Below are 19708 nucleotides of genomic sequence, written 5' to 3' on the forward strand. Positions count from 1 at the left end.
GACACTATTTTTTAATCTGTAATGAGGAAACCGGCTTCATCTAGCGCTTTAACAGCTTGATCAAGCTGATGCTGACTATAGGACGAGAGTGTATGTAAGTGAACGCCATCTGTTAATTCAGATAAATATGATGCACCCGTCTTTGAAATTTTCTGTACAAAATCTTCTACTTGTTTTCGTGAGCTAACCCGAATGGAGGCGGTTAGCTCACCATATACAGGATGTTCGATGATGACATTTTTCACAGTGACCCCAAAATCCACAATGAGCTGAAGCTCTTCTTCAGTACGATGTGGTGCGTGCTTACAAGCAATGATTTGTTCAATTTCTTTTTGGTCTGCACCTCGTGGTGTCATATAGACATACCCTTGACTTGTGGCAATAATCGGTTCGTTTTTTGCTTTCAATAAAGAAATATCTTGTACGATCACTTGTCTAGAAACTGCCGCTTTTTTTGCTAGGTAGCTACCTGTTAGCGGTGTATCTGTTTCCATTAGCCATTGTAAGATGGCAATTCTTCTTTCTTCCCCACTGAGTTTCTTTTCATTTTTCAAGCATTATTCTCCTTTCTTCTCTAGCTGTAGATGTGAAAACGTCTGGAGTAATTGATCGAGCTCTTCTTCTGATGTATGTCGTCCAAACGAAATGCGAATAAATTGTAAAGCATCACGGTCTGTCATATGCAGTGCTTTGATAGCAGGTGATGGGTGATGGTAACCAGAAGCACATGCGCTTCCTGTTGAAATACAAATCCCTTGCCGATTACAGGCCAACATTACATATTGTCCTTCAAACCCTTCAAAAAAACAACCGAAAATATGAGGAAGAACGTCGATATGTTCGCCTTTGATATAACGTATCGGCAAATTTCGATCATGAATGTTGCGAATCATGTATTCACGTAGAAGCTGGGTCGAGTGTATCTCTTCCTCCAGCTTCTTCATTGTTTGTTCACATGCCGCAATAAATGATCCAATGATAGGAACATTTACTGTACCTGGTCGAAAACCGTTTTCATGTACGGTATCAGCATATAGTGACTTCCATGGGACCTCTGGCGCAATGTAGACTGCTCCTGCGCCTTTTGGTGCATACACTTTATGACCCGAAATGGAGATGGCATCAACTCCGAGTTCTTTTATCGAGACAGGTATTTTGCCAAACGTTTGAACAGCATCTGTATGAAAAAATATGCCTTTCCTTTTTAGTAAAGGTGAGAGACGTGCGAGCGGCTGTATAATACCGGTTTCTGAATTTGCGTGCTGGATGGACACGAGTCCAGTTTCGGGCAATAGGGCTTCCTCCAATATATCTTCTGTAATGAAACCTTGATCATTTGCTTCAATTAACGAAACCGTCACACCGTGTTTTGTTAATACGTCAACAGCATAATGGATAGAAGGGTGTTCCATCTTTGTTGTTACAAAATGTCGCTTATTTGCAGGTAACCCATTTATGATGGATTGAATGGCCAAAAGATTGGCTTCTGTACCGCCGCTAGTAAAAAATACACCGGATGGTTCTCCATCTAACATAGTGGCGAGCGCATTACGGCTATACGACAAAATATCATTTGCTTTTCCTCCTGCATCATGAAGACTGCTTGCATTCCCAAAACAAGTCAAGCTAAGCTCTTGGAACACTTGAAGTGCTTCCTTTGAGACGGGTGCTGAAGCAGCGTAGTCTAAATAAATCAAGCTTTGTCCATCTCCCTGTATGAAAAAAATTTCTTGTAATTATTGTAGTGTTATGTAATGATATGTGTCAAGACAGGTGTAAATGACAGGAGGGTGAAACGTGTCGTTAAAAAGAGTCATCGTGGTTGGATCAGGTATTGCAGCACTATCTTTTGCAGCTAATGTCTCTAAAAACTGTGAAGTCATAATGATGACAAAACATAGGTACACATCCAGTAATTCCATGTTAGCTCAGGGAGGCATTGCGACATCATATTTAGATCATGACTCTATTGAGCAGCATATGCTAGATACCCTTGTGGCTGGGTGTGGGCATAATGACATTGAAACAGTCGTTGATGTCTTAACGACTGGCAAACAACTCGTAAGCAAACTCATAAAAGAAGGTTGTCCATTTGATCAAGATTCTTCAGGTGACCCTAAGCTCGGGAAAGAAGGGGCACATTCAATTGAGCGAATCCTGCATGCAGGCGGTGATCAAACGGGGAAAACCATTGTGAATTTTTTGAAAAATCAACTAGGTTCTCATATTCATTTATATGAACATTGTCACGTCATTGATCTATTAGTTGACGAGGGCAGATGTTTTGGTGTGTTGTTTAAGGACGAACATGGCTGTATTCAATCAATGACAGCAGATGCAGTGGTTTTATCGACAGGCGGATGTGGTCAGTTATATGAAACGAATACAAATGATTCTTCAATCACAGGTGATGGTATCATGATGGCGTACCGAGCAGGGGCTCAAATAGCTGATTTAGAATTTGTTCAATTTCACCCAACGCTACTATCGCTTGATGGGAGAGCCGCTGGTTTAATTTCAGAGGCGGTTAGAGGGGAAGGGGCATTTCTAGAGGATGAGGCTGGCAATCGAATCATGGAGGGGCTTCATCCACAGTTAGATCTGGCACCGAGAGATGTTGTGGCTCGAGCAATATATCAAAAGCAACAACAAGGGCATCACATTTATTTAAATATCCGAAAGGTTCAACATTTTTCAAAGCGATTCCCAACTGTATTCTCACTTTGTCAAAAAGCTGGCATTCATATGGATGAAGGCAGACTCCCAGTGTCACCGGGAATGCATTTTTTAATGGGTGGAATTATGGTGAATGATGAAGGTGAGACAGCGGTGAAAGCACTCTATGCCATAGGTGAGACAGCCTGTACAGGTCTACATGGTGCAAATCGTTTGGCAAGTAATTCTCTCCTTGAAGGCCTCGTATATGGTTATAAAGTAGCGGGACATATTGATGATCAGCTAAAAAGGCACAAAATGCAGTTGAATATGAATGAAGAGCGCTATATCAATGTTCCGTTGGCAACAGCTATAGAGCTTCAGCAACTAATATCAAAGCATCTTGCCATTCTGAGAAATCATAAAGGCCTTCAGACATTGCTTGATGTACTTCGAATGATCCCTTTTCAGCGTATTAATGTGAAGAATATCACAAATGAACAACTTGAACTTGCGAATAGTTGGGCACTTGCTATTTGTATGACGCAATCAGCGCAATTACGTACAGAAAGTAGGGGTGGGCATTTTCGAACGGATTACCCAGACCGTCTTGATACCGAGTGGCAAGGACAAAGAATTGTGCATCAAAAGGGAAAGATTCACATCGTCGAACACGAAAGGATTGGTGACAAGTGGAACGTTTACAGCTAAAAAGCATGCTAACTTATTTTTTAAAAGAAGACATTGGTTACGGAGATATTTCTGCTGAGGCTATTTTTCAAAGGCAGGAAGGAAAGGCAGTGATTGTTGCCAAACAAGATGGTGTTGTCGCTGGATCATATGTAGTAGAAATAGGCTATCATCTGATCAATGAAAATATCGTGATTCATCAGTTTGTTCAAGAAGGAGACTGGATTAAAAACGGCAGTGTTTTAGCTGAAATAATCGGGCCAGTAAATGATTTGTTAAAAGGAGAGCGTGTCATCTTGAATTTATTACAGCGTATGTCAGGAATTGCAACACTGACACGCGAGGCGATCAAAAGACTCGACGACCCCTCAATTACGATCTGTGACACGAGAAAAACAACGCCTGGCCTGCGCCTGCTTGAAAAAGACGCAGTTAAAGTAGGCGGGGGGAAAAACCATCGTTTTGGTTTATCAGATGGGGTCATGATCAAGGACAATCATATCGCAGCTTGCGGATCAATCCGTAAAGCCGTTGAACAAGCGCGTGAATATGCAGGCCATATGGTGAAGATAGAGGTGGAGATTGAAACAGAAGCGCAACTGATAGAAGCGATTGATGCAAAAGCTGACGTGATCATGTTTGATAATCGTTCTCCTGAGGAAGTAAGGCGCTTTAAAGAGATGACACCAGCCACTATTTTAACTGAGGCATCAGGCGGTATCACATTAGAGACGCTTCCAAGCTACCGACATACAGGTGTCGACTTGATTTCACTTGGTTTTTTAACACATTCTGTTCCGTCGTTTGATTTTAGTATGAATATGGTACTTAGCCAGAAGGGGGAAAAGCAGCATGTCAATGCTTGAATTCATAGAGCAACAAGCAAATACAATGATCCCAGAACATTATAAACAATTATCTCATCACGAGATGCAAAAAAGAGTAATGGAGATAAAAAAAACTTTTGGAAAAAAGCTGTTTATCCCTGGACATCATTATCAAAAGGATGAAGTGATCCAGTTTGCTGATGTTACAGGTGATTCCTTACAGCTAGCGCAAATTGCTGCGCAAAACCGCGAAGCAGAGTATATCGCTTTTTGTGGTGTGCACTTTATGGCAGAAACTGCTGATATGCTGACATTGGATCATCAAACCGTTGTTCTACCAGATATGCGGGCTGGCTGTTCGATGGCAGATATGGCGAATATGAAACAAACAGATCGGGCATGGGAAAGACTGACCGCCTTATTTGGTGAAACGATACTCCCGCTTACGTATGTGAATTCAACGGCGGATATTAAAGCGTTTGTTGGAAAGCATGGAGGGGCAACTGTCACCTCATCTAATGCAAAAAAAGTGTTAAAGTGGGCTCTTGCGCAGAAAGAGCGCATTTTGTTTCTCCCTGATCAGCACCTTGGACGAAATACTGCCTTCGAGCTTGGCATTCCGTTAGAAGAAATGGCAGTCTGGGATCAAATACAAGAGAAACTTATCACCGATCAACCGCTTGAGAACATCAAAATGATTTTATGGAAAGGCCATTGCTCTGTTCATGAAAAATTCACGATGAAAAACATTCAAGATGTCAGAGAGAAAGACCCTAATATTCAAATTCTTGTTCATCCTGAATGTACCCATGAAGTCGTTACTGCATCAGATATGGCAGGCTCAACAAAGTATATCATTGACACGATTGAGCAAGCGGAAGCAGGCAGTAAATGGGCGATCGGTACTGAAATGAATTTAGTGAATCGGATCATTCACCATCATCCAGATAAACAAATTGAATCCCTCAATCCAGATATGTGTCCATGTTTGACCATGAACCGAATTGATCTACCGCATCTTTTATGGTCATTAGAAAGCATCGAGAAAAAAGAGCCAGTTGGCATGATTAAAGTAGACAAAGACATCACAAAGCAAGCGCTTTTTGCATTACATCGGATGCTTGAAATCGTTTAAATGAATAATCCCCTCCTTTTAAAACAAGTTTTTATCATATCGGCTTGTAGATATGCATAAATTTGTGTAGAAACATATTGTATTTCTGACATATTCGCTACGTTCACGTTTTGCATAGGAGGGGAAAACGTTGAAAATTCATATTGTGCAAAAGGGAGACTCTCTTTGGAAGATTTCCAAAAAATATGGAGTCGACTTTAATGAATTGAAAAAGCTGAATTCACAGCTTAGTAACCCAGATTTGATCATGCCAGGCATGAAAATTAAAATTCCATCTGGTGGTGTACCTGTCAAAACAGATCACCACAAAGTAAAAGAAATGCCGAAGCCAAAAGAACAGAAAGTAGAGCATCCTTACGTAAAAGAAAAACCGAAAGATGTCGTGCAGGTTCAGGATACAAAGCCAAAAGAAAAACCAAACGAGCCGGTTCCATACGTACCGCCCGTACCAAAAGTAGAGCAACCTGTTTTCCCGCAGGTAGATGTAAATTACTATCAGACCAATTTATATCAACCTTTTACGCCGCCACCTCATAAAAAGGAGCATCATCACGAGAAAAAGGAGCATCATCACGAGAAAAAGGACCATCATCATGAGAAAAAAGATCATCATCATGAAAATAAGGACCATCATCATGAACACAAAGATCATTTAAAGGATGAGATAGGAAAAGGGTATGATCCATTTGTTCATATTCCCCATCAAAAAGAGGAGGGAAAAGAGTTGGAAAACGCCAATTATCCAAATCTGCCTAATTTTCCACAAATGCCGAATGTCGGTGGTGCAGCAGTCGGAGGAATAGCAGAAAATAAAGAACATCATCACCACCATGAACACCATGACCCATATTATGGATATGGTCATTATCCGCCTCCTTTATATCCATATCCTCCGCAGCAGCAGATGTATCCTGTATCACCAATATTACCTGGATCGGGACTTTGTTATCCAGTTCAGCCATACTATCACCACATGCCATATCCATATCCAGCGCAACCGTACTATCCAGCTTATCAAGCTCCGTTCGTATATGGTGAAAACATGGAGCACCATACAAATGATCATCATTGGCATCATACACATCCGAATGCCAATGCAAACGCGAACGTAAATGCCAATGCCAATCAAGGTTTTTATCCAAATGTTTCGAATACTGCTTATGGAAAAGACGACTGCGGGTGTGATGATGGTTTTAAACAACATGGACACCATCAGCATGCAGCTTGGCCGGGTGTTTACCCAAATCCAAACTCAATGGCAATGCCAATGGCAATGCCTTACGGACAAATGGGCGCTTATCCACAGCAATTCGGGCAGCCAAGTAGCCAAGTATTCGCAAGACCTGATGAAAGCGAGGATGATTAAACGGAAGGGGACGATGAAAATCGTTCCTTTTTTGATTGTTTATAACTGACAGCGTGAATTCCCTCTCATCTGTGCATGATAAAGAAGAGCGTATAAATGCTCAGAAGATCTTAACACAGGAGGTTTTTCCATTGAGAAAAAAGTGGCAAACAGCATTCGCATTGTTTCTCCTGCCGATTGGGTTAACTGCATGTGGCACTCAAGATGATGCCGGTGTGAATACACGTTATAATCAATCCGGTCAACCAGTTGGTTATAGCACAAATAATCAAACAGATGGAAATACGCAAGATCATCAAGGACCAATCTCAGAACTTATGGAAGGGATGAGAGGTGGTACGACCAATGTAAATAACCGTCCTGGCACAGAAGACCACGTAAGAATGCCGCTTACTGGTGGCGATGGTCGATACAGTCATGGCGATATGAATTATCATGAGCAAATGTCGTTTTCTGGATTTGATAAAGAAGAAAACGTGCAACGTTCACGTAAGATTGCAAACCGTGTAAACAAAATGAACCATGTAACAGATTCACAAGTGATGGTAACAGATGAAAATGTGTTCATCGCATTAAAAACAGATGGAAATCTTTCGACAGATGAACTAAGCCAAGTGGAAGAATCTGCAACACGATATGCAGATGGCAGAGCGGTACAAGTCATCAAAGATGAAGGAACGTTTACACGCTTTCGTGAAATGAGAAAAACACAGTTTGAAGCAGGTCAAACTGGTATGACGCGATAAGCATCTTGCTATAAGAAAAGGCTAAAGTAAGTGAATTCACACTGACTTTAGCCTTTTTGTCTAAAAAAGAGATGTCATCGCTTTATAAAATTCATAAATGAAATAACAGCCAAAGCCAAGCAGTAAAATGCCGGCGATAATAGATGTCCATTTAATCATTGCTCGGTTCATCACTTTTCTTGTCAGGGAGACAATCGAAAGTAATCCAATATCGTGGGCTAGAATCCCAGTTAAAATGCCAAGGGCTGCAATGATAAATTGAGATGATTCACTCTTAGAATATGCATCAGCGAGAACAGCGCCGAACACAGAAACCCAAAACACAAGATTCCCAGGGGACACGGCAACAAGTAGTCCATTACGATATGTTTTCAGTAATGATCTATTGACTTTCTCACCTGCTAAGTGAATGTCCTGATCTGCATGTTTAATCGAATCATATGCAAGCATAAATAAAAAAACGGCACCAATGAGCCACAATGGAATTTGCACAAATGGTAGTGCAAGAAACTGTGCAAGTCCAAAATAAAGAGCCAAAATCAATAAAACATCGATGGTCATCCCACCTATACCGACTGATAATCCGTGGAAAAACCCATTCTTCAAACCTTGTTTTGTCATTTCGACTGTGATTGCTCCAACGGGAAGAGCAATCGAAAAACCAACGAGTACAAATGTGAGATACGTGTTCAAATCGCAAAACTTCCTTCAAAAAACATTGTATAAAAATTCTCCGTTTAGATTAATTATACACATAAATGCCCATGTATCAACTGATATTTCAAATTTTAAACAAGATTAAAGAGAACAAAACTGTATATATAAATCCGTTGACCAAATGAATAAAAGGACGATATAGTGTGAAATGCCTATTTTTTGAAAAAGGCTTTTTTTAGAAAAATGTCTATGCTACACTGATGGAGAAATTTAAATGTTACTAGGGGTGCCCTTTTTGAAGGGCTGAGAGAGAAGTCCAAGCTTCTTAACCCTTTGGACCTGATCTGGCTCGTACCAGCGTGGGGAAGTATGGAAGATAACATATGATTGTCATGATGACGGGCAATCATGTTTTTTCTGACGACTATCCAGGTTCTGAAATAGAGCCTGGTTTTTTTTTGCTGGTGCTGATTCAATCCTGTCCTTTTATATGAAAAGAGAAAAGGAGAACAGCAAATGAAAAATGAAACGGTTTTACAGTCAAACATGTCGATTATGTCAAGCTTTAGCGGAAGTAAGAAAGTGTATGAACAAGGATCAAGACCTGACATTTTAGTTCCGAAAAGAGAAATTACCCTCACTCCAACTGGGGACGAAGTAAACGAACCGCTTCGAGTATACGATACGAGTGGCCCTTATACAGATCAAGAGGTTGATATTGATATAACAAAGGGATTAAAGCCACTTCGGCTTCCTTGGGTCAAAGAGCGTGATGACGTCGAGACCTATGGGGGTAGACGTTTGAAGCCAGAGGATAACGGCTATCAATCAGCGAAGCGAGCACGTGTCGATTACCCTAAGCTTTCCCGTCAGCCACTTCGTGCAAAAAAGGGGACATGTGTGACACAAATGCACTATGCTAAGCAAGGAATTGTGACACCAGAAATGGAGTTTATCGCCATTAGGGAACAGGTCAGCGCTGAATTTGTAAGAGATGAAGTCGCGAGAGGAAGAGCTGTTATCCCATCTAATATCAATCACCCTGAAAGCGAACCAATGATTATCGGAAAGAATTTTCACGTGAAAATCAATGCCAATATAGGGAATTCTGCGGTTACATCCTCCATCGAAGAAGAGGTTGAAAAAATGACATGGGCGATTCGGTGGGGAGCAGATACAATGATGGATTTATCAACAGGGAAAGATATTCATACGACAAGAGAGAGGATTATTCGTAATTGCCCCGTCCCTGTTGGAACAGTGCCGATTTATCAAGCATTGGAAAAAGTGAACGGCATTGCTGAGGATTTAACATGGGAGGTTTATCGGGATACGTTAATTGAACAGGCTGAGCAAGGGGTAGATTACTTTACGATTCATGCAGGTGTTCTCCTGAGATACATTCCAATGACTGTGGATCGTGTGACAGGTATTGTATCAAGAGGCGGTGCCATAATGGCACAGTGGTGTTTAGCACACCACCAAGAGAATTTTCTCTATACCCATTTTGAAGAAATCTGTGAAATCATGAAAGCTTATGACATTGCTTTTTCTTTAGGTGATGGTTTAAGACCAGGTTCAATCGCTGATGCAAACGATGAAGCGCAATTCGCTGAGTTACATACACTCGGTGAATTGACAGAAATTGCGTGGAAGCATGATATTCAAGTGATGATTGAAGGACCTGGACATGTCCCGATGCATAAAATAAAAGAAAATGTAGACATACAAATGGACATTTGTAAAGAAGCACCTTTTTATACGCTTGGACCGCTGACAACCGATATCGCTCCTGGATATGATCATATTACATCTGCGATTGGTGCAGCCATGATTGGATGGTATGGGACTGCAATGCTGTGTTATGTAACGCCGAAAGAACACCTAGGCCTTCCTAATAAAGAGGATGTAAGAGAGGGTGTGATTGCTTATAAAATCGCAGCCCATGCCGCCGATTTAGCAAAAGGTCACCCAGGTGCACGAAAACGTGATGATGCCTTGTCTAAAGCGAGGTTTGAATTCAGATGGCGTGATCAATTTCATCTTTCTCTTGATCCTGAGAGAGCACTAGCCTACCATGATGAAACATTGCCGGCTGAAGGTGCCAAAACCGCTCATTTTTGTTCGATGTGCGGTCCGAAATTTTGTAGCATGAAAATCTCACATGATATCAGGCATCAAGCTAATGAAGAGAACGATGTAAAGAAAGAAATGGAGAAAAAGGCAAAAGAATTCGTTGAAGCAGGAAGCAACATCTATCAATAAAACAAAGACCCCGCATTTGCCAATAGGCAGTGCGGGGTCTTTATACAACACTTGAGATTGCTTTACAAAGAAACTTTCCTAGCAAACAACATATGAAGGAATCAACGAGATGGAAATGTGTGCTCCACAATTGAATTCATCTAACGCATTAGCCAGGAATATTGAATATCTGTAAAAATTTAATCAAAAATTTATCAAGGTTTGAAAAGATAATAGCAGGGGAAACGGGTTCAGTATAGAATGGGAAAGGAGAGCAGGTTTGTTAAAACTTAGCGATAAAGAAAGAGATTGGAAGGAGTTTGAATGATGAAAATATTTAATGTAACATTTCATTTGAATAATGGAGAAGTGCTTAAATTCGAGTTAAAACGGCCCGCTACCTATGACTTTTATAAAAAAATTGAGGAATCGAACAATTGGTTTAAGCTGAACAACGATATCATTAACCTATTAAATGTCAATAGTATCCATGTTGAATCAGAATAAATAGACGAAACGGTCATTTTCGTTTCTCATGATAAAAAATAAGCCGCTTCTAAGTAGAAGTGGCTTATTTATGATAGAAAATCATTTCGATTCGTTAGTTGACCTTTTGAAAGCCAGTTCTTTTTATACAAGTAGGCAATGACCTCAAGCCACAGGCGAGGAGCTTTCTTTGGAAAAAATGGTTTCTTGTAATAGGCATAAGCTGCCTTTAAATCTTCCCACTGATGACACGTTTTTATTTGTGTAAAACGTGCAACATCAATCACCCTAATGCGTCCTTCGGCTGTTAAAATTAAGTTTCTTAGATGAATATCAGAGGGATTGAGCCCTTTTTTTCTCGCTTCATCGAGTGCAACATCCACTTGATCAAGCATGTTCTTTTTAATGGTAATTCCTTTTGTTAAACATTCGTAGAATGTGTTTCCTTTAATAAATTCCATCAATATATAGTTGTCGCCAGATTCATAAATGGCAGGATAGTATTTAGATCCAGATAATATTTCATAAATAGCGGCTTCTTTTTTGGCAAGTGCTTGAAAAGAGGGGAAAAATACCTTGAGGGCCATTTTTTTGCCGTCTTTTTTGTAAGTAAAGACATAGGCACTTCTACCTTTACCAGCAAGTTCAAGCTCTTTTGGTTTTTTGACAAGTTTATTCCAACGTTTTTGTTCGTTATATATGATAGATTCAGCCAAGCTTTTTACGTATGTCATCGTTTGTACTCCACCTTCTTTGGTATCAGTTTATGCGGCTGAAAAACGAATCATGAAAAAACAAAATGGTTGTATAAAACATAACATTAACGCCAAAAGTGCACAACGATTTACACTTCACCAAGGCAGTTCTCTCGATATATGATATGGTTTTGGTTAATGAACGGTGTAATTGGTCAAACTAAACGTACAATTAATCGATCTCATGTTTCTAAAGAGGTGTAAATAGTGAAACCGAATATAAAATGTTTAGTCACTGGGCTTTTACTGCTGTTAGGTGTGTTCATCTTGGCAAATGATGTCGAAGGAAAAGAACATATTCAAAAGCATCCAGATATCATCACTGTACAGCTTGAAAAAGTATATTTAGATGGTGACGTTAGCATTGAGAGGCAGCAAGCAACATTAGCATCAAAGGAAGCATTTTGGGAGACCTACAAGGGATGGACACTTGTGGAGCAAAGAGAAGGGTTTGCCCTTTTTAGAAAACAAATAGATGATATTTCCCCTCTGAGCAAAGCAAATGGTTATATTGGCTTATCAGATGGAGGTGTTATTTCAACTTTTCACGGAAGACCTGACGGCTGGTCCGAGCCGATTCATTTATTTTTTCAAATTGATACGTCCCGCTTAGAGAGCCATGTCGAAGAACAATTACAAAACGGCATTCCTTTTCGCACAAAGGCTGAATTTGAGCACGTTCTTGAAGTCATGAAGCCTTATCGAAACGAATTCTCGTTCTAATGGGAAACACAAGCTTGCTAGCATATGTGCTGCAGGCTTTTTATATAGGAAGAGACTGAATTTGACTTTAGCGAACATACGTTAACTTTTTTTGCGGTTTTCATCTTGTTTTATGTTACAATGAAGAACAGTCAAAGAGGTGAAAAACGGTGATAGAATTTGTGAAAGGGACCATTGATTATGTGTGTCCACAATATATTGTCATTGAAAATGGTGGAATCGGTTATCAAGTATTTAGCCCAAATCCATTTGTTTATAAGGTTAATAAACAAGAAACTATTTACACATACCATTACATAAAGGAAGATACATTTTCTCTTTACGGTTTTTCAACGAGAGAGGAAAAAGCGCTGTTCACAAAATTGTTAAATGTAACAGGCATTGGTCCAAAAGGAGCCTTAGCCATTTTAGCCTCAGGTGACCCAGGTGCGGTGATCGAGGCGATTGAACAAGAGGATGAAGCATTTCTTGTGAAATTCCCTGGTGTCGGCAAAAAAACAGCGCGTCAAATCATCCTTGATTTGAAAGGCAAGCTTGGAGATGTTGTACCAGAGATGATTGGCAACCTGTTTAATCACGAGGAGAGCATACAAAAACAAGTTGAACAAACGGCACTTGATGAAGCACTTGAAGCATTAGGTGTGCTTGGTTATGGTGACCGTGAAATTAAAAAGGTTCTTCCTTTTTTAAAAGAAGAGAAAGGTCTCACAACCGATCAATATGTGAAAAAAGCATTACAAAAAATGTTGAAATAGGGTGATGTCTCATGGATGAACGGCTCGTATCAACTGAAGCAGACAACCATGAATCAGCCATTGAGCAAAGTCTGCGTCCACAGACGCTAAGCCAGTATATTGGTCAGCAAAAAGTAAAAGATAATCTTAGTGTATTCATAGAAGCCGCTCGTATGAGACAGGAAACATTGGATCATGTGCTATTATATGGTCCACCTGGACTTGGTAAAACGACACTTGCTTCTATTATTGCCAATGAAATGAATGTACAGCTCCGTACAACGTCTGGACCTGCAATTGAACGTCCGGGAGATTTGGCAGCCATCCTGACGTCACTTGAACCAGGAGATGTCCTATTTATTGATGAGATTCATCGCTTGCAACGTTCTATAGAAGAGGTGCTTTATCCGGCAATGGAGGACTTTTGTCTTGACATAGTCATTGGTAAAGGTGATACAGCTCGTTCTGTTCGTCTTGATTTGCCCCCATTTACACTTGTGGGAGCAACCACGCGTGTTGGTCTTTTAACGGCACCACTCCGTGATAGGTTTGGTGTGCATGCAAGATTGGAATACTATGAACAAAGGGACTTAGCTCATATCGTAGCAAGAACGGCTGAGCTGTTTGAAATTGGGATTGATATTCGCTCAGCAGAAGAGATTGCCAGACGTTCTCGCGGTACCCCAAGGGTGGCAAACCGCTTGCTTCGGAGGGTGAGAGACTTTGCACAAGTGCTTGGAAATCAAACCATTACAAAAGAAATTGCCCAGAACGCATTGGAAAGATTACAGGTTGATCGTCTTGGTTTAGATCATATTGATCATAAACTACTTTTAAGTATGATTGAAAAATTTAAAGGTGGTCCTGTTGGTCTTGATACAATATCAGCAACAATTGGGGAAGAATCACATACGATCGAGGATGTATATGAGCCGTATTTGCTGCAAATTGGTTTCTTGCAAAGGACGCCACGTGGTAGGGTCGTGACACGAGAAGCGTATGAACATTTTCAATTGGAGGTACCGATTCGTGACTGAATTTCCTAAAATATTGATGATTTTAGGTGGCCTGCTCTTTGTTTCTGGTCTTATATTTCATTTTGTCGGAAAGCTTCCTGGTGATATTTTTGTGAAAAAAGGGAATGTCACCTTCTTCTTTCCGGTTATTACATGTATCGTTATTAGTCTTATTTTGACCATTCTTTTGAATGTGTTTGGACGGATGAAATAACGTTAACTAGTTAACTACAGAATAGGTGAAGAATATGAAAGTAGAACTATTTGATTTTGATTTACCGGAGAAACTCATTGCCCAAGTCCCGTTAGAGAAAAGAGATGCATCGAGGTTAATGGTGCTTCATAAGGAAACAGGTGAGTTAACGCACTCTACGTTTTCTCACATTGTGGACTATTTTCAAAAAGGGGATTGCCTTGTCCTGAATAACACACGCGTTCTGCCTGCTCGGCTTTTTGGCATGAAGGAAGACACGGGAGCGAAGGTTGAACTACTTCTTCTTAAACAAGAAGAAGGTGACAAGTGGGAAACACTTGTCAAACCTGCGAAACGTGTGAAAGAAGGAACGATCATTACATTTGGAGATGGTAGACTTCGCGCTGTGTGTACGGAGGAATTAGGGCATGGTGGTCGAAAGGTTGAATTTCAATATACGGGCATCTTTTATGAAGTGCTAGAATCACTTGGCGAAATGCCATTGCCTCCGTATATTAAGGAACAACTAGATGATAGAGAGCGTTATCAAACGGTCTATTCAAAAGAAGTTGGATCTGCCGCAGCACCGACAGCCGGTTTACACTTTACGACTGAATTGCTAGGTGCGCTGAAAGCAAAAGGGGTGCATATTGCCTTTATTACACTCCATGTTGGACTAGGGACGTTTAGACCAGTCAGTGCAGAAAGTGTGGAAGAGCATGAAATGCATGCTGAGTTTTATGAAATGAGTGCAGAAACGGCTGAACTGCTTAACCGAGTGAAACAGGACGGTGGGAACATCATCTCAGTTGGAACGACCTCTACAAGGACACTTGAAACCATTGCCACTGCAAATCAGGGTGTATTTAAAGAATCAAGCGGCTGGACATCCATCTTTATTTATCCAGGCTATACGTTTCGAGCAATTGATGGAATGATAACCAATTTCCATTTGCCGAAATCATCGTTAATCATGCTCGTTAGTGCTTTAGCTGGACGTGATCATGTCCTTCATGCTTATGAAGAAGCTGTTGAAAAAGAGTATCGATTTTTTAGCTTCGGCGATGCGATGCTCATCCAATAAAACATCAGAGATAGGAGGGCTCATTCATTGTCGCAACTACCGATACGTTATGAGTTCATTAAAACATGCAAACAAACAGGAGCACGTCTTGGCCGTGTGCATACACCACACGGCTCCTTTGAAACGCCCGTTTTTATGCCAGTAGGCACACTTGCTACCGTTAAAACAATGGCACCAGAAGAGCTGAAAGCAATGGAAGCAGGGATTATATTAAGCAACACGTATCACTTATGGTTACGTCCTGGGCATGACATTGTCAAAGAGGCAGGCGGACTTCACAAGTTTATGAATTGGGATCGAGCAATTTTAACCGATTCGGGCGGATTCCAAGTATTTTCATTAAGTGAGTTTAGAAAAATTGAAGAAGAGGGCGTTCATTTTCGCAACCATTTGAACGGAGATAAACTCTTCCTCTCGCCAGAAAAAGCAATGGATATCCAAAATGCACTTGGATCGGACATTATGATGGCATTTGATGAATGTCCGCCATATCCAGCAGAGTATGATTACATGAAGCTATCTGTTGAACGCACTAGTCGCTGGGCAGAGCGCTGCTTAAGTGCACATCAACGTCCAAATGATCAAGGACTCTTTGGAATTGTCCAAGGGGGAGAATACGAAGAACTGCGTAAACAAAGTGCAAAAGACCTAGTATCACTTGATTTCCCAGGATATGCGATTGGTGGGCTGTCTGTTGGTGAACCGAAAGATGTCATGAACCGTGTTCTTGAATTTACAACACCACTACTGCCAACGGACAAACCAAGATATTTAATGGGCGTTGGCTCCCCAGATTCTCTCATTGATGGTGCGATTCGAGGAGTGGATATGTTTGACTGTGTTCTGCCAACGAGAATTGCTAGAAATGGAACGCTGATGACAAGTGAAGGACGCCTTGTTGTGAAAAATGCGAAATACGAGCGTGATTTTAGACCGATTGATGAAAATTGTGACTGCTATACGTGTAAAAATTACACACGTGCTTACATTAGACATTTAATTCGTACAAATGAAACGTTCGGAATTCGATTAACAACTTATCATAACCTGCATTTTCTGTTAAAATTAATGGAGCAAGTGAGAGAAGCTATCCGTGAGGATCGTTTAGGTGATTTTAGAGAAGAGTTTTTTGAGCGTTATGGCTTTAACAAACCGAATGCCAAAAACTTTTAACGCATAAACGAAAGGCTTTTATACATTAGAAAGGGGTGAAATTCAATGGATGGTGGTATGGGTTCAATTATTATGATTGTTGTCATGTTTGCTGTGCTTTACTTCTTATTAATTCGTCCACAGCAAAAGCAACAAAAAGCTGTGCGTCAGATGCAACAGTCTTTATCAAAAGGCGATAAGATTGTCACAATCGGCGGCTTACATGGTGAAATCGACTCAATCGATGAGACAATTGTTGTCATCAAAACGAGCGAAAACAACCGTTTAACATTCGAACGACGTGCTATAAGAGAAGTAAATGCTGATAAAAGCTAATACTTTTATACATAGCAGTAAAAAAAGAGCGATGAAAAACCGCTCTTTTTTTATTTACCTCGAAGATTGACCCCGATGATCCCGCCAAACATGCAAATCCCTAAAAATGCGACATGATAGATCAACTGCTCAACTGAAAATGTTTTTCCAAAGCCAAGATATTGAAATAAAAACACCGTGAGGGAAAAAATCAATGAAGTCATTGCACCGATGAACCACCCGCGTTCTCTTGCTTTTCCACCTGAAATGATCCCCCCCATAAATAGTGCAATAAAGGATAAAATCATGATCACCCATGTGAACGATGTTTCCTGCATTTTTGTAAATGTGAGCATAAGTGATACGAGTAAACTTGTTGCAATCATAACAGCAAATATGGCGATTAAGCCTGATAAGATTCCTTTTCCTATTTGTTTTGTCTCCTGCATTTTATTCGTCTCCTCTCAAATAAAACCAAGCCTGTCTTTTCTAAAATGTATTCACCTAAAAGGGAAAATAGACATGAATTCCTGCTTAAAAACAAGACATCTCTTTTCTACATAAATAAAGTTTTTTAACACAAGATAAGAATGAAGAGAGGAGGATGTGAGAGAAATGCAGGACATTTTGATTATCTCGTTTCGCACGATTGTTCTCTATTTTCTCATTTGGTTCATCTTTCGGTTAATGGGAAAAAGAGAAATTGGTGAGCTCAGTATTTTAGACCTCGTCATTTTTATGATGATCGCTGAGATAGCAGTTCTTGCGATAGAAGAAGTAGAGGATCATATGCTTCATACGGTTTGGCCGATTTTACTATTAACCGTGATTCAAATCTCACTCGCTTACCTATCTTTAAAATTTCAAGGTGTGCGCCGGTTGCTTGATGGAAAACCAACCTTAATTATTATTAATGGAAAGATTGATGAAGGTGCAATGCGGAAGCAACGTTATAATTTCGATGATTTGCTTATTCAGCTGAGAGAAAATAATATCGATAGCATTCAGGATGTATCTTATGCCATTCTTGAACCATCTGGAAAACTTGCTGTGGTGGAAAAGGAAAATAAACGAAAGCATGCTCAGCTTGAACTTCCACTCATTGCAGATGGAATAATCCAACATGAGCACTTAAAAATGATCTATAAAGATGAGAAGTGGTTAAAGGATCAGCTTGTCAAAAGGGGCTACCATCACTTAGAAGACATTTCGTTTTGCAGTTTTAATGAAGGTGCTTTTTATATTGACATCAAAGATGAAATACAGGGAAGCTGAGATTATAACAACTTCCCTATAAACGGGATACGACGAAGCTCTTCTCGTTTGATTAAACCCAAACAGATTAATAGAGTGACATACAGTAAACAAGTGATGAAGATGAAGATCAATAACTCGATTGATGCGGAAAAAGAGAAGTTGATTTGATGTTTTAGCCACATGCTGACTGCACCTGTCCCTAGGATGACGAACGCACATAATGCATATTCTTTCACTGGTATATGAATGGGCAATACTTTACCAACAGTTGCAGCATGCAAAAGTGTCACAAGCACGATGCCAATCAAAATGGCAAGAGCTGCCCCCATGATCCCGAAGTGAGGCTGTGAGGCAAGAACGAAAATGAGCACCGTTTTCACAACAGCTCCAATTAAACTATTTGTCATCGCTGCACCCGCTAAATTTAATGCTTGAAGGACAGCCTGAAGGGGACCTTGGAAATAATACAGTAAGAAAAATGGTGCCATGAACTTGACATAAATGGCTGCGTGAGATGAGCCATACATAAAAAAGGTTAAATCTTCTGCATAGACAAACAGTAAAATACATGAAATACCGCCACTAAGGAGACAGAGTCGCATCGCTTGCTGCAATCTGTATTCCACCGTTTTTTGCTTTTTTTGCTCCATCCCTTCACTGATGGCAGGGACAAGCGCGGTAGAAAGCGAATAGGTAATAAAGCTAGGAAGGGTGAGTAATGTCAGAGCAAAGCCTGTCAGTTCACCATATTGCCTCGTTGCCTCGACGGCCGCATAACCTGCAATAGCAAGACTTTGCGCAACAACTATTGGCTCTAAAAACCAAGAGATGTTCCCAATAAAACGGCTGCCAGTTGTAGGTAATGAGATACTCATCAACTGTTTAAATGTATCCTTGCCTTCATGAATGGCTTTAAAAAAGCGCTTGCGAATACGGATGGTCTTTTTATATCGGAACGCTATCATTAAATAGGCGAGTGAAATCATTTCCCCAATAACAGAAGAAATCATTGCCCCAGCTGCCGCAAATTCAATGCCATACGGTAAAAATGCAGTCGTACATACAGCGACGAGGGATATACGGGCAACCTGTTCGAGTACTTGAGAGACCGCAAGTGGACTCATCTGTTGCCTTCCTTGAAAATAACCTCTCAGTACACTAGAGACAGCAATAATTGGAACAACTGGTGTGATTGCAAGAAGTGGGTATACTGTTCTTGGGTCAGTGAGCATGGTTTCAGCCATGATCGGTGCAAACCATAAAAACAGAGGAGTGAAGATCAGACTTAAAGTCCCAGTAACTGCAAGTGACATGACCAGAATATGTCTTGTTTTCTTCTTGTCACCTCGTGCCTCAGCCTCTGCCACTAGCTTACTAATCGCAACAGGAAGACCAAACTGTGTAAGTGTCACAGCGAGAAAAAAAGTCGGTGCAGCCATCATGTAAAGGCCAACACCCTCTTCGCCGATAAACCGGGCAATCACAATTCGATTGACAAAACCTAATACTCTGGTGATAAAACCTGCTAAAATTAAAATAATCGTACCTTTTAAAAAAGTCTGCTTCGTCAAATCACAGATCACCTGCCTTCTCAAACGACATAGAATCATATACAATAAGATATGCGTGTATATCGTCCAAGCATGACAAGTCTCTAGATAAAAAACTGAAAA

General features: G+C 40.5%; 21 protein-coding genes and 1 riboswitch. Of the genes, 15 read left to right on the plus strand and 6 right to left on the minus strand.

The annotated features are described in order from the left end of the window. Positions 1-11: 11 nt before the first annotated feature. Together ACQKEZ_RS01805 and ACQKEZ_RS01810 are read right to left on the minus strand one after the other, a co-directional pair. Complete coding sequence (locus ACQKEZ_RS01805) at positions 12-554, minus strand: transcription repressor NadR (protein WP_427298271.1); 543 nt, start codon at positions 552-554, stop codon at positions 12-14. 3 nt (positions 555-557) lie between these two features. Continuing rightward, positions 558-1697 (minus strand): IscS subfamily cysteine desulfurase, encoded by a 1140-nt coding sequence (locus tag ACQKEZ_RS01810; protein WP_427298273.1) that lies wholly within the window; start codon positions 1695-1697, stop codon positions 558-560. Positions 1698-1797: 100 nt separating this feature from the next. Between ACQKEZ_RS01810 and nadB the strand changes: the two genes are divergently transcribed. From nadB to ACQKEZ_RS01835, 5 genes are all read left to right on the plus strand, one after another. Continuing rightward, the gene (gene nadB / locus ACQKEZ_RS01815) at positions 1798-3366 is read left to right on the plus strand and encodes an L-aspartate oxidase (protein WP_427298275.1); all 1569 of its coding nucleotides are present in this window, start codon (positions 1798-1800) and stop codon (positions 3364-3366) included. Further along, complete coding sequence (gene nadC, locus ACQKEZ_RS01820) at positions 3348-4211, plus strand: carboxylating nicotinate-nucleotide diphosphorylase (protein ID WP_427298277.1); 864 nt, start codon at positions 3348-3350, stop codon at positions 4209-4211. The genes nadB and nadC overlap by 19 nt, the downstream gene beginning before the upstream one ends. After that, a complete protein-coding gene (gene nadA, locus ACQKEZ_RS01825; protein ID WP_427298279.1) occupies positions 4198-5307 on the plus strand; it encodes a quinolinate synthase NadA in 1110 nt (369 codons plus the stop codon). The genes nadC and nadA overlap by 14 nt, the downstream gene beginning before the upstream one ends. A 130-nt stretch (positions 5308-5437) precedes the next feature. Beyond that, positions 5438-6673, plus strand: a complete 1236-nt coding sequence (gene safA, locus ACQKEZ_RS01830) for a SafA/ExsA family spore coat assembly protein (RefSeq protein ID WP_427298281.1) — start codon at positions 5438-5440, stop codon at positions 6671-6673. 131 nt (positions 6674-6804) lie between these two features. Further along, the gene (locus ACQKEZ_RS01835; RefSeq protein WP_427298283.1) at positions 6805-7419 is read left to right on the plus strand and encodes a YhcN/YlaJ family sporulation lipoprotein; all 615 of its coding nucleotides are present in this window, start codon (positions 6805-6807) and stop codon (positions 7417-7419) included. Between the two features lie 60 nt (positions 7420-7479). Here ACQKEZ_RS01835 and ACQKEZ_RS01840 read toward each other — a convergent pair whose 3' ends face one another. Continuing rightward, positions 7480-8112: a LysE family transporter gene (locus ACQKEZ_RS01840; protein ID WP_427298285.1), complete on the minus strand. Its 633-nt coding sequence runs from the start codon at positions 8110-8112 to the stop codon at positions 7480-7482. Between the two features lie 236 nt (positions 8113-8348). Then, a riboswitch (TPP riboswitch) is annotated at positions 8349-8459 on the plus strand. A gap of 133 nt (positions 8460-8592) precedes the next feature. Here ACQKEZ_RS01840 and thiC point away from each other — a divergent pair. Then, on the plus strand, positions 8593-10341 hold the full coding sequence (thiC, locus tag ACQKEZ_RS01845) for a phosphomethylpyrimidine synthase ThiC (protein WP_427298287.1): 1749 nt from the start codon (positions 8593-8595) through the stop codon (positions 10339-10341). A gap of 303 nt (positions 10342-10644) precedes the next feature. Next, positions 10645-10827: a hypothetical protein gene (locus tag ACQKEZ_RS01850; protein WP_427298289.1), complete on the plus strand. Its 183-nt coding sequence runs from the start codon at positions 10645-10647 to the stop codon at positions 10825-10827. Positions 10828-10895: 68 nt separating this feature from the next. On the opposite strand, the gene ACQKEZ_RS01855 is transcribed toward ACQKEZ_RS01850, so the two are convergent. Then, on the minus strand, positions 10896-11540 hold the full coding sequence (locus ACQKEZ_RS01855; RefSeq protein ID WP_427298291.1) for a protein kinase family protein: 645 nt from the start codon (positions 11538-11540) through the stop codon (positions 10896-10898). Between the two features lie 228 nt (positions 11541-11768). Between ACQKEZ_RS01855 and ACQKEZ_RS01860 the strand changes: the two genes are divergently transcribed. The 7 genes from ACQKEZ_RS01860 to yajC all read left to right on the plus strand — a co-directional run bounded on the left by ACQKEZ_RS01860 (position 11769) and on the right by yajC (position 16799). Beyond that, positions 11769-12284, plus strand: a complete 516-nt coding sequence (locus ACQKEZ_RS01860; RefSeq protein ID WP_427298293.1) for a BofC C-terminal domain-containing protein — start codon at positions 11769-11771, stop codon at positions 12282-12284. Between the two features lie 149 nt (positions 12285-12433). Then, complete coding sequence (ruvA, locus tag ACQKEZ_RS01865; protein WP_427298295.1) at positions 12434-13039, plus strand: Holliday junction branch migration protein RuvA; 606 nt, start codon at positions 12434-12436, stop codon at positions 13037-13039. An 11-nt stretch (positions 13040-13050) separates the two neighbouring features. Then, positions 13051-14055: a Holliday junction branch migration DNA helicase RuvB gene (gene ruvB / locus ACQKEZ_RS01870; RefSeq protein WP_427298297.1), complete on the plus strand. Its 1005-nt coding sequence runs from the start codon at positions 13051-13053 to the stop codon at positions 14053-14055. After that, positions 14048-14248 carry a DUF2905 domain-containing protein gene (locus tag ACQKEZ_RS01875; protein WP_427298299.1) on the plus strand — a complete coding sequence of 67 codons (201 nt, stop codon included), beginning with the start codon at positions 14048-14050 and terminating at the stop codon, positions 14246-14248. Before ruvB ends, ACQKEZ_RS01875 begins: the two co-directional genes overlap by 8 nt. Positions 14249-14282: 34 nt before the next feature. Then, on the plus strand, positions 14283-15311 hold the full coding sequence (gene queA, locus ACQKEZ_RS01880; protein WP_427298301.1) for a tRNA preQ1(34) S-adenosylmethionine ribosyltransferase-isomerase QueA: 1029 nt from the start codon (positions 14283-14285) through the stop codon (positions 15309-15311). A 27-nt stretch (positions 15312-15338) separates the two neighbouring features. After that, a complete protein-coding gene (gene tgt / locus ACQKEZ_RS01885) occupies positions 15339-16484 on the plus strand; it encodes a tRNA guanosine(34) transglycosylase Tgt (protein ID WP_427298303.1) in 1146 nt (381 codons plus the stop codon). A gap of 45 nt (positions 16485-16529) precedes the next feature. Then, on the plus strand, positions 16530-16799 hold the full coding sequence (gene yajC, locus ACQKEZ_RS01890) for a preprotein translocase subunit YajC (protein WP_427298305.1): 270 nt from the start codon (positions 16530-16532) through the stop codon (positions 16797-16799). 50 nt (positions 16800-16849) lie between these two features. On the opposite strand, the gene ACQKEZ_RS01895 is transcribed toward yajC, so the two are convergent. After that, positions 16850-17227 (minus strand): TIGR04086 family membrane protein, encoded by a 378-nt coding sequence (locus ACQKEZ_RS01895; protein ID WP_427298307.1) that lies wholly within the window; start codon positions 17225-17227, stop codon positions 16850-16852. A gap of 166 nt (positions 17228-17393) precedes the next feature. On the opposite strand from ACQKEZ_RS01895, the gene ACQKEZ_RS01900 reads away from it, so the two are divergent. Continuing rightward, the gene (locus tag ACQKEZ_RS01900; protein WP_427298308.1) at positions 17394-18053 is read left to right on the plus strand and encodes a DUF421 domain-containing protein; all 660 of its coding nucleotides are present in this window, start codon (positions 17394-17396) and stop codon (positions 18051-18053) included. 2 nt (positions 18054-18055) lie between these two features. Here the strand turns inward: ACQKEZ_RS01900 and spoVB are convergent, their stop codons facing one another. Next, positions 18056-19606: a stage V sporulation protein B gene (gene spoVB, locus ACQKEZ_RS01905; protein WP_427298310.1), complete on the minus strand. Its 1551-nt coding sequence runs from the start codon at positions 19604-19606 to the stop codon at positions 18056-18058. Positions 19607-19708 lie beyond the last annotated feature (102 nt).

The sequence above is a fragment of the Bacillus sp. NPDC077027 genome, from assembly GCF_050269555.1.
Classification (GTDB): Bacteria; Bacillota; Bacilli; order Bacillales; family Bacillaceae; genus Bacillus.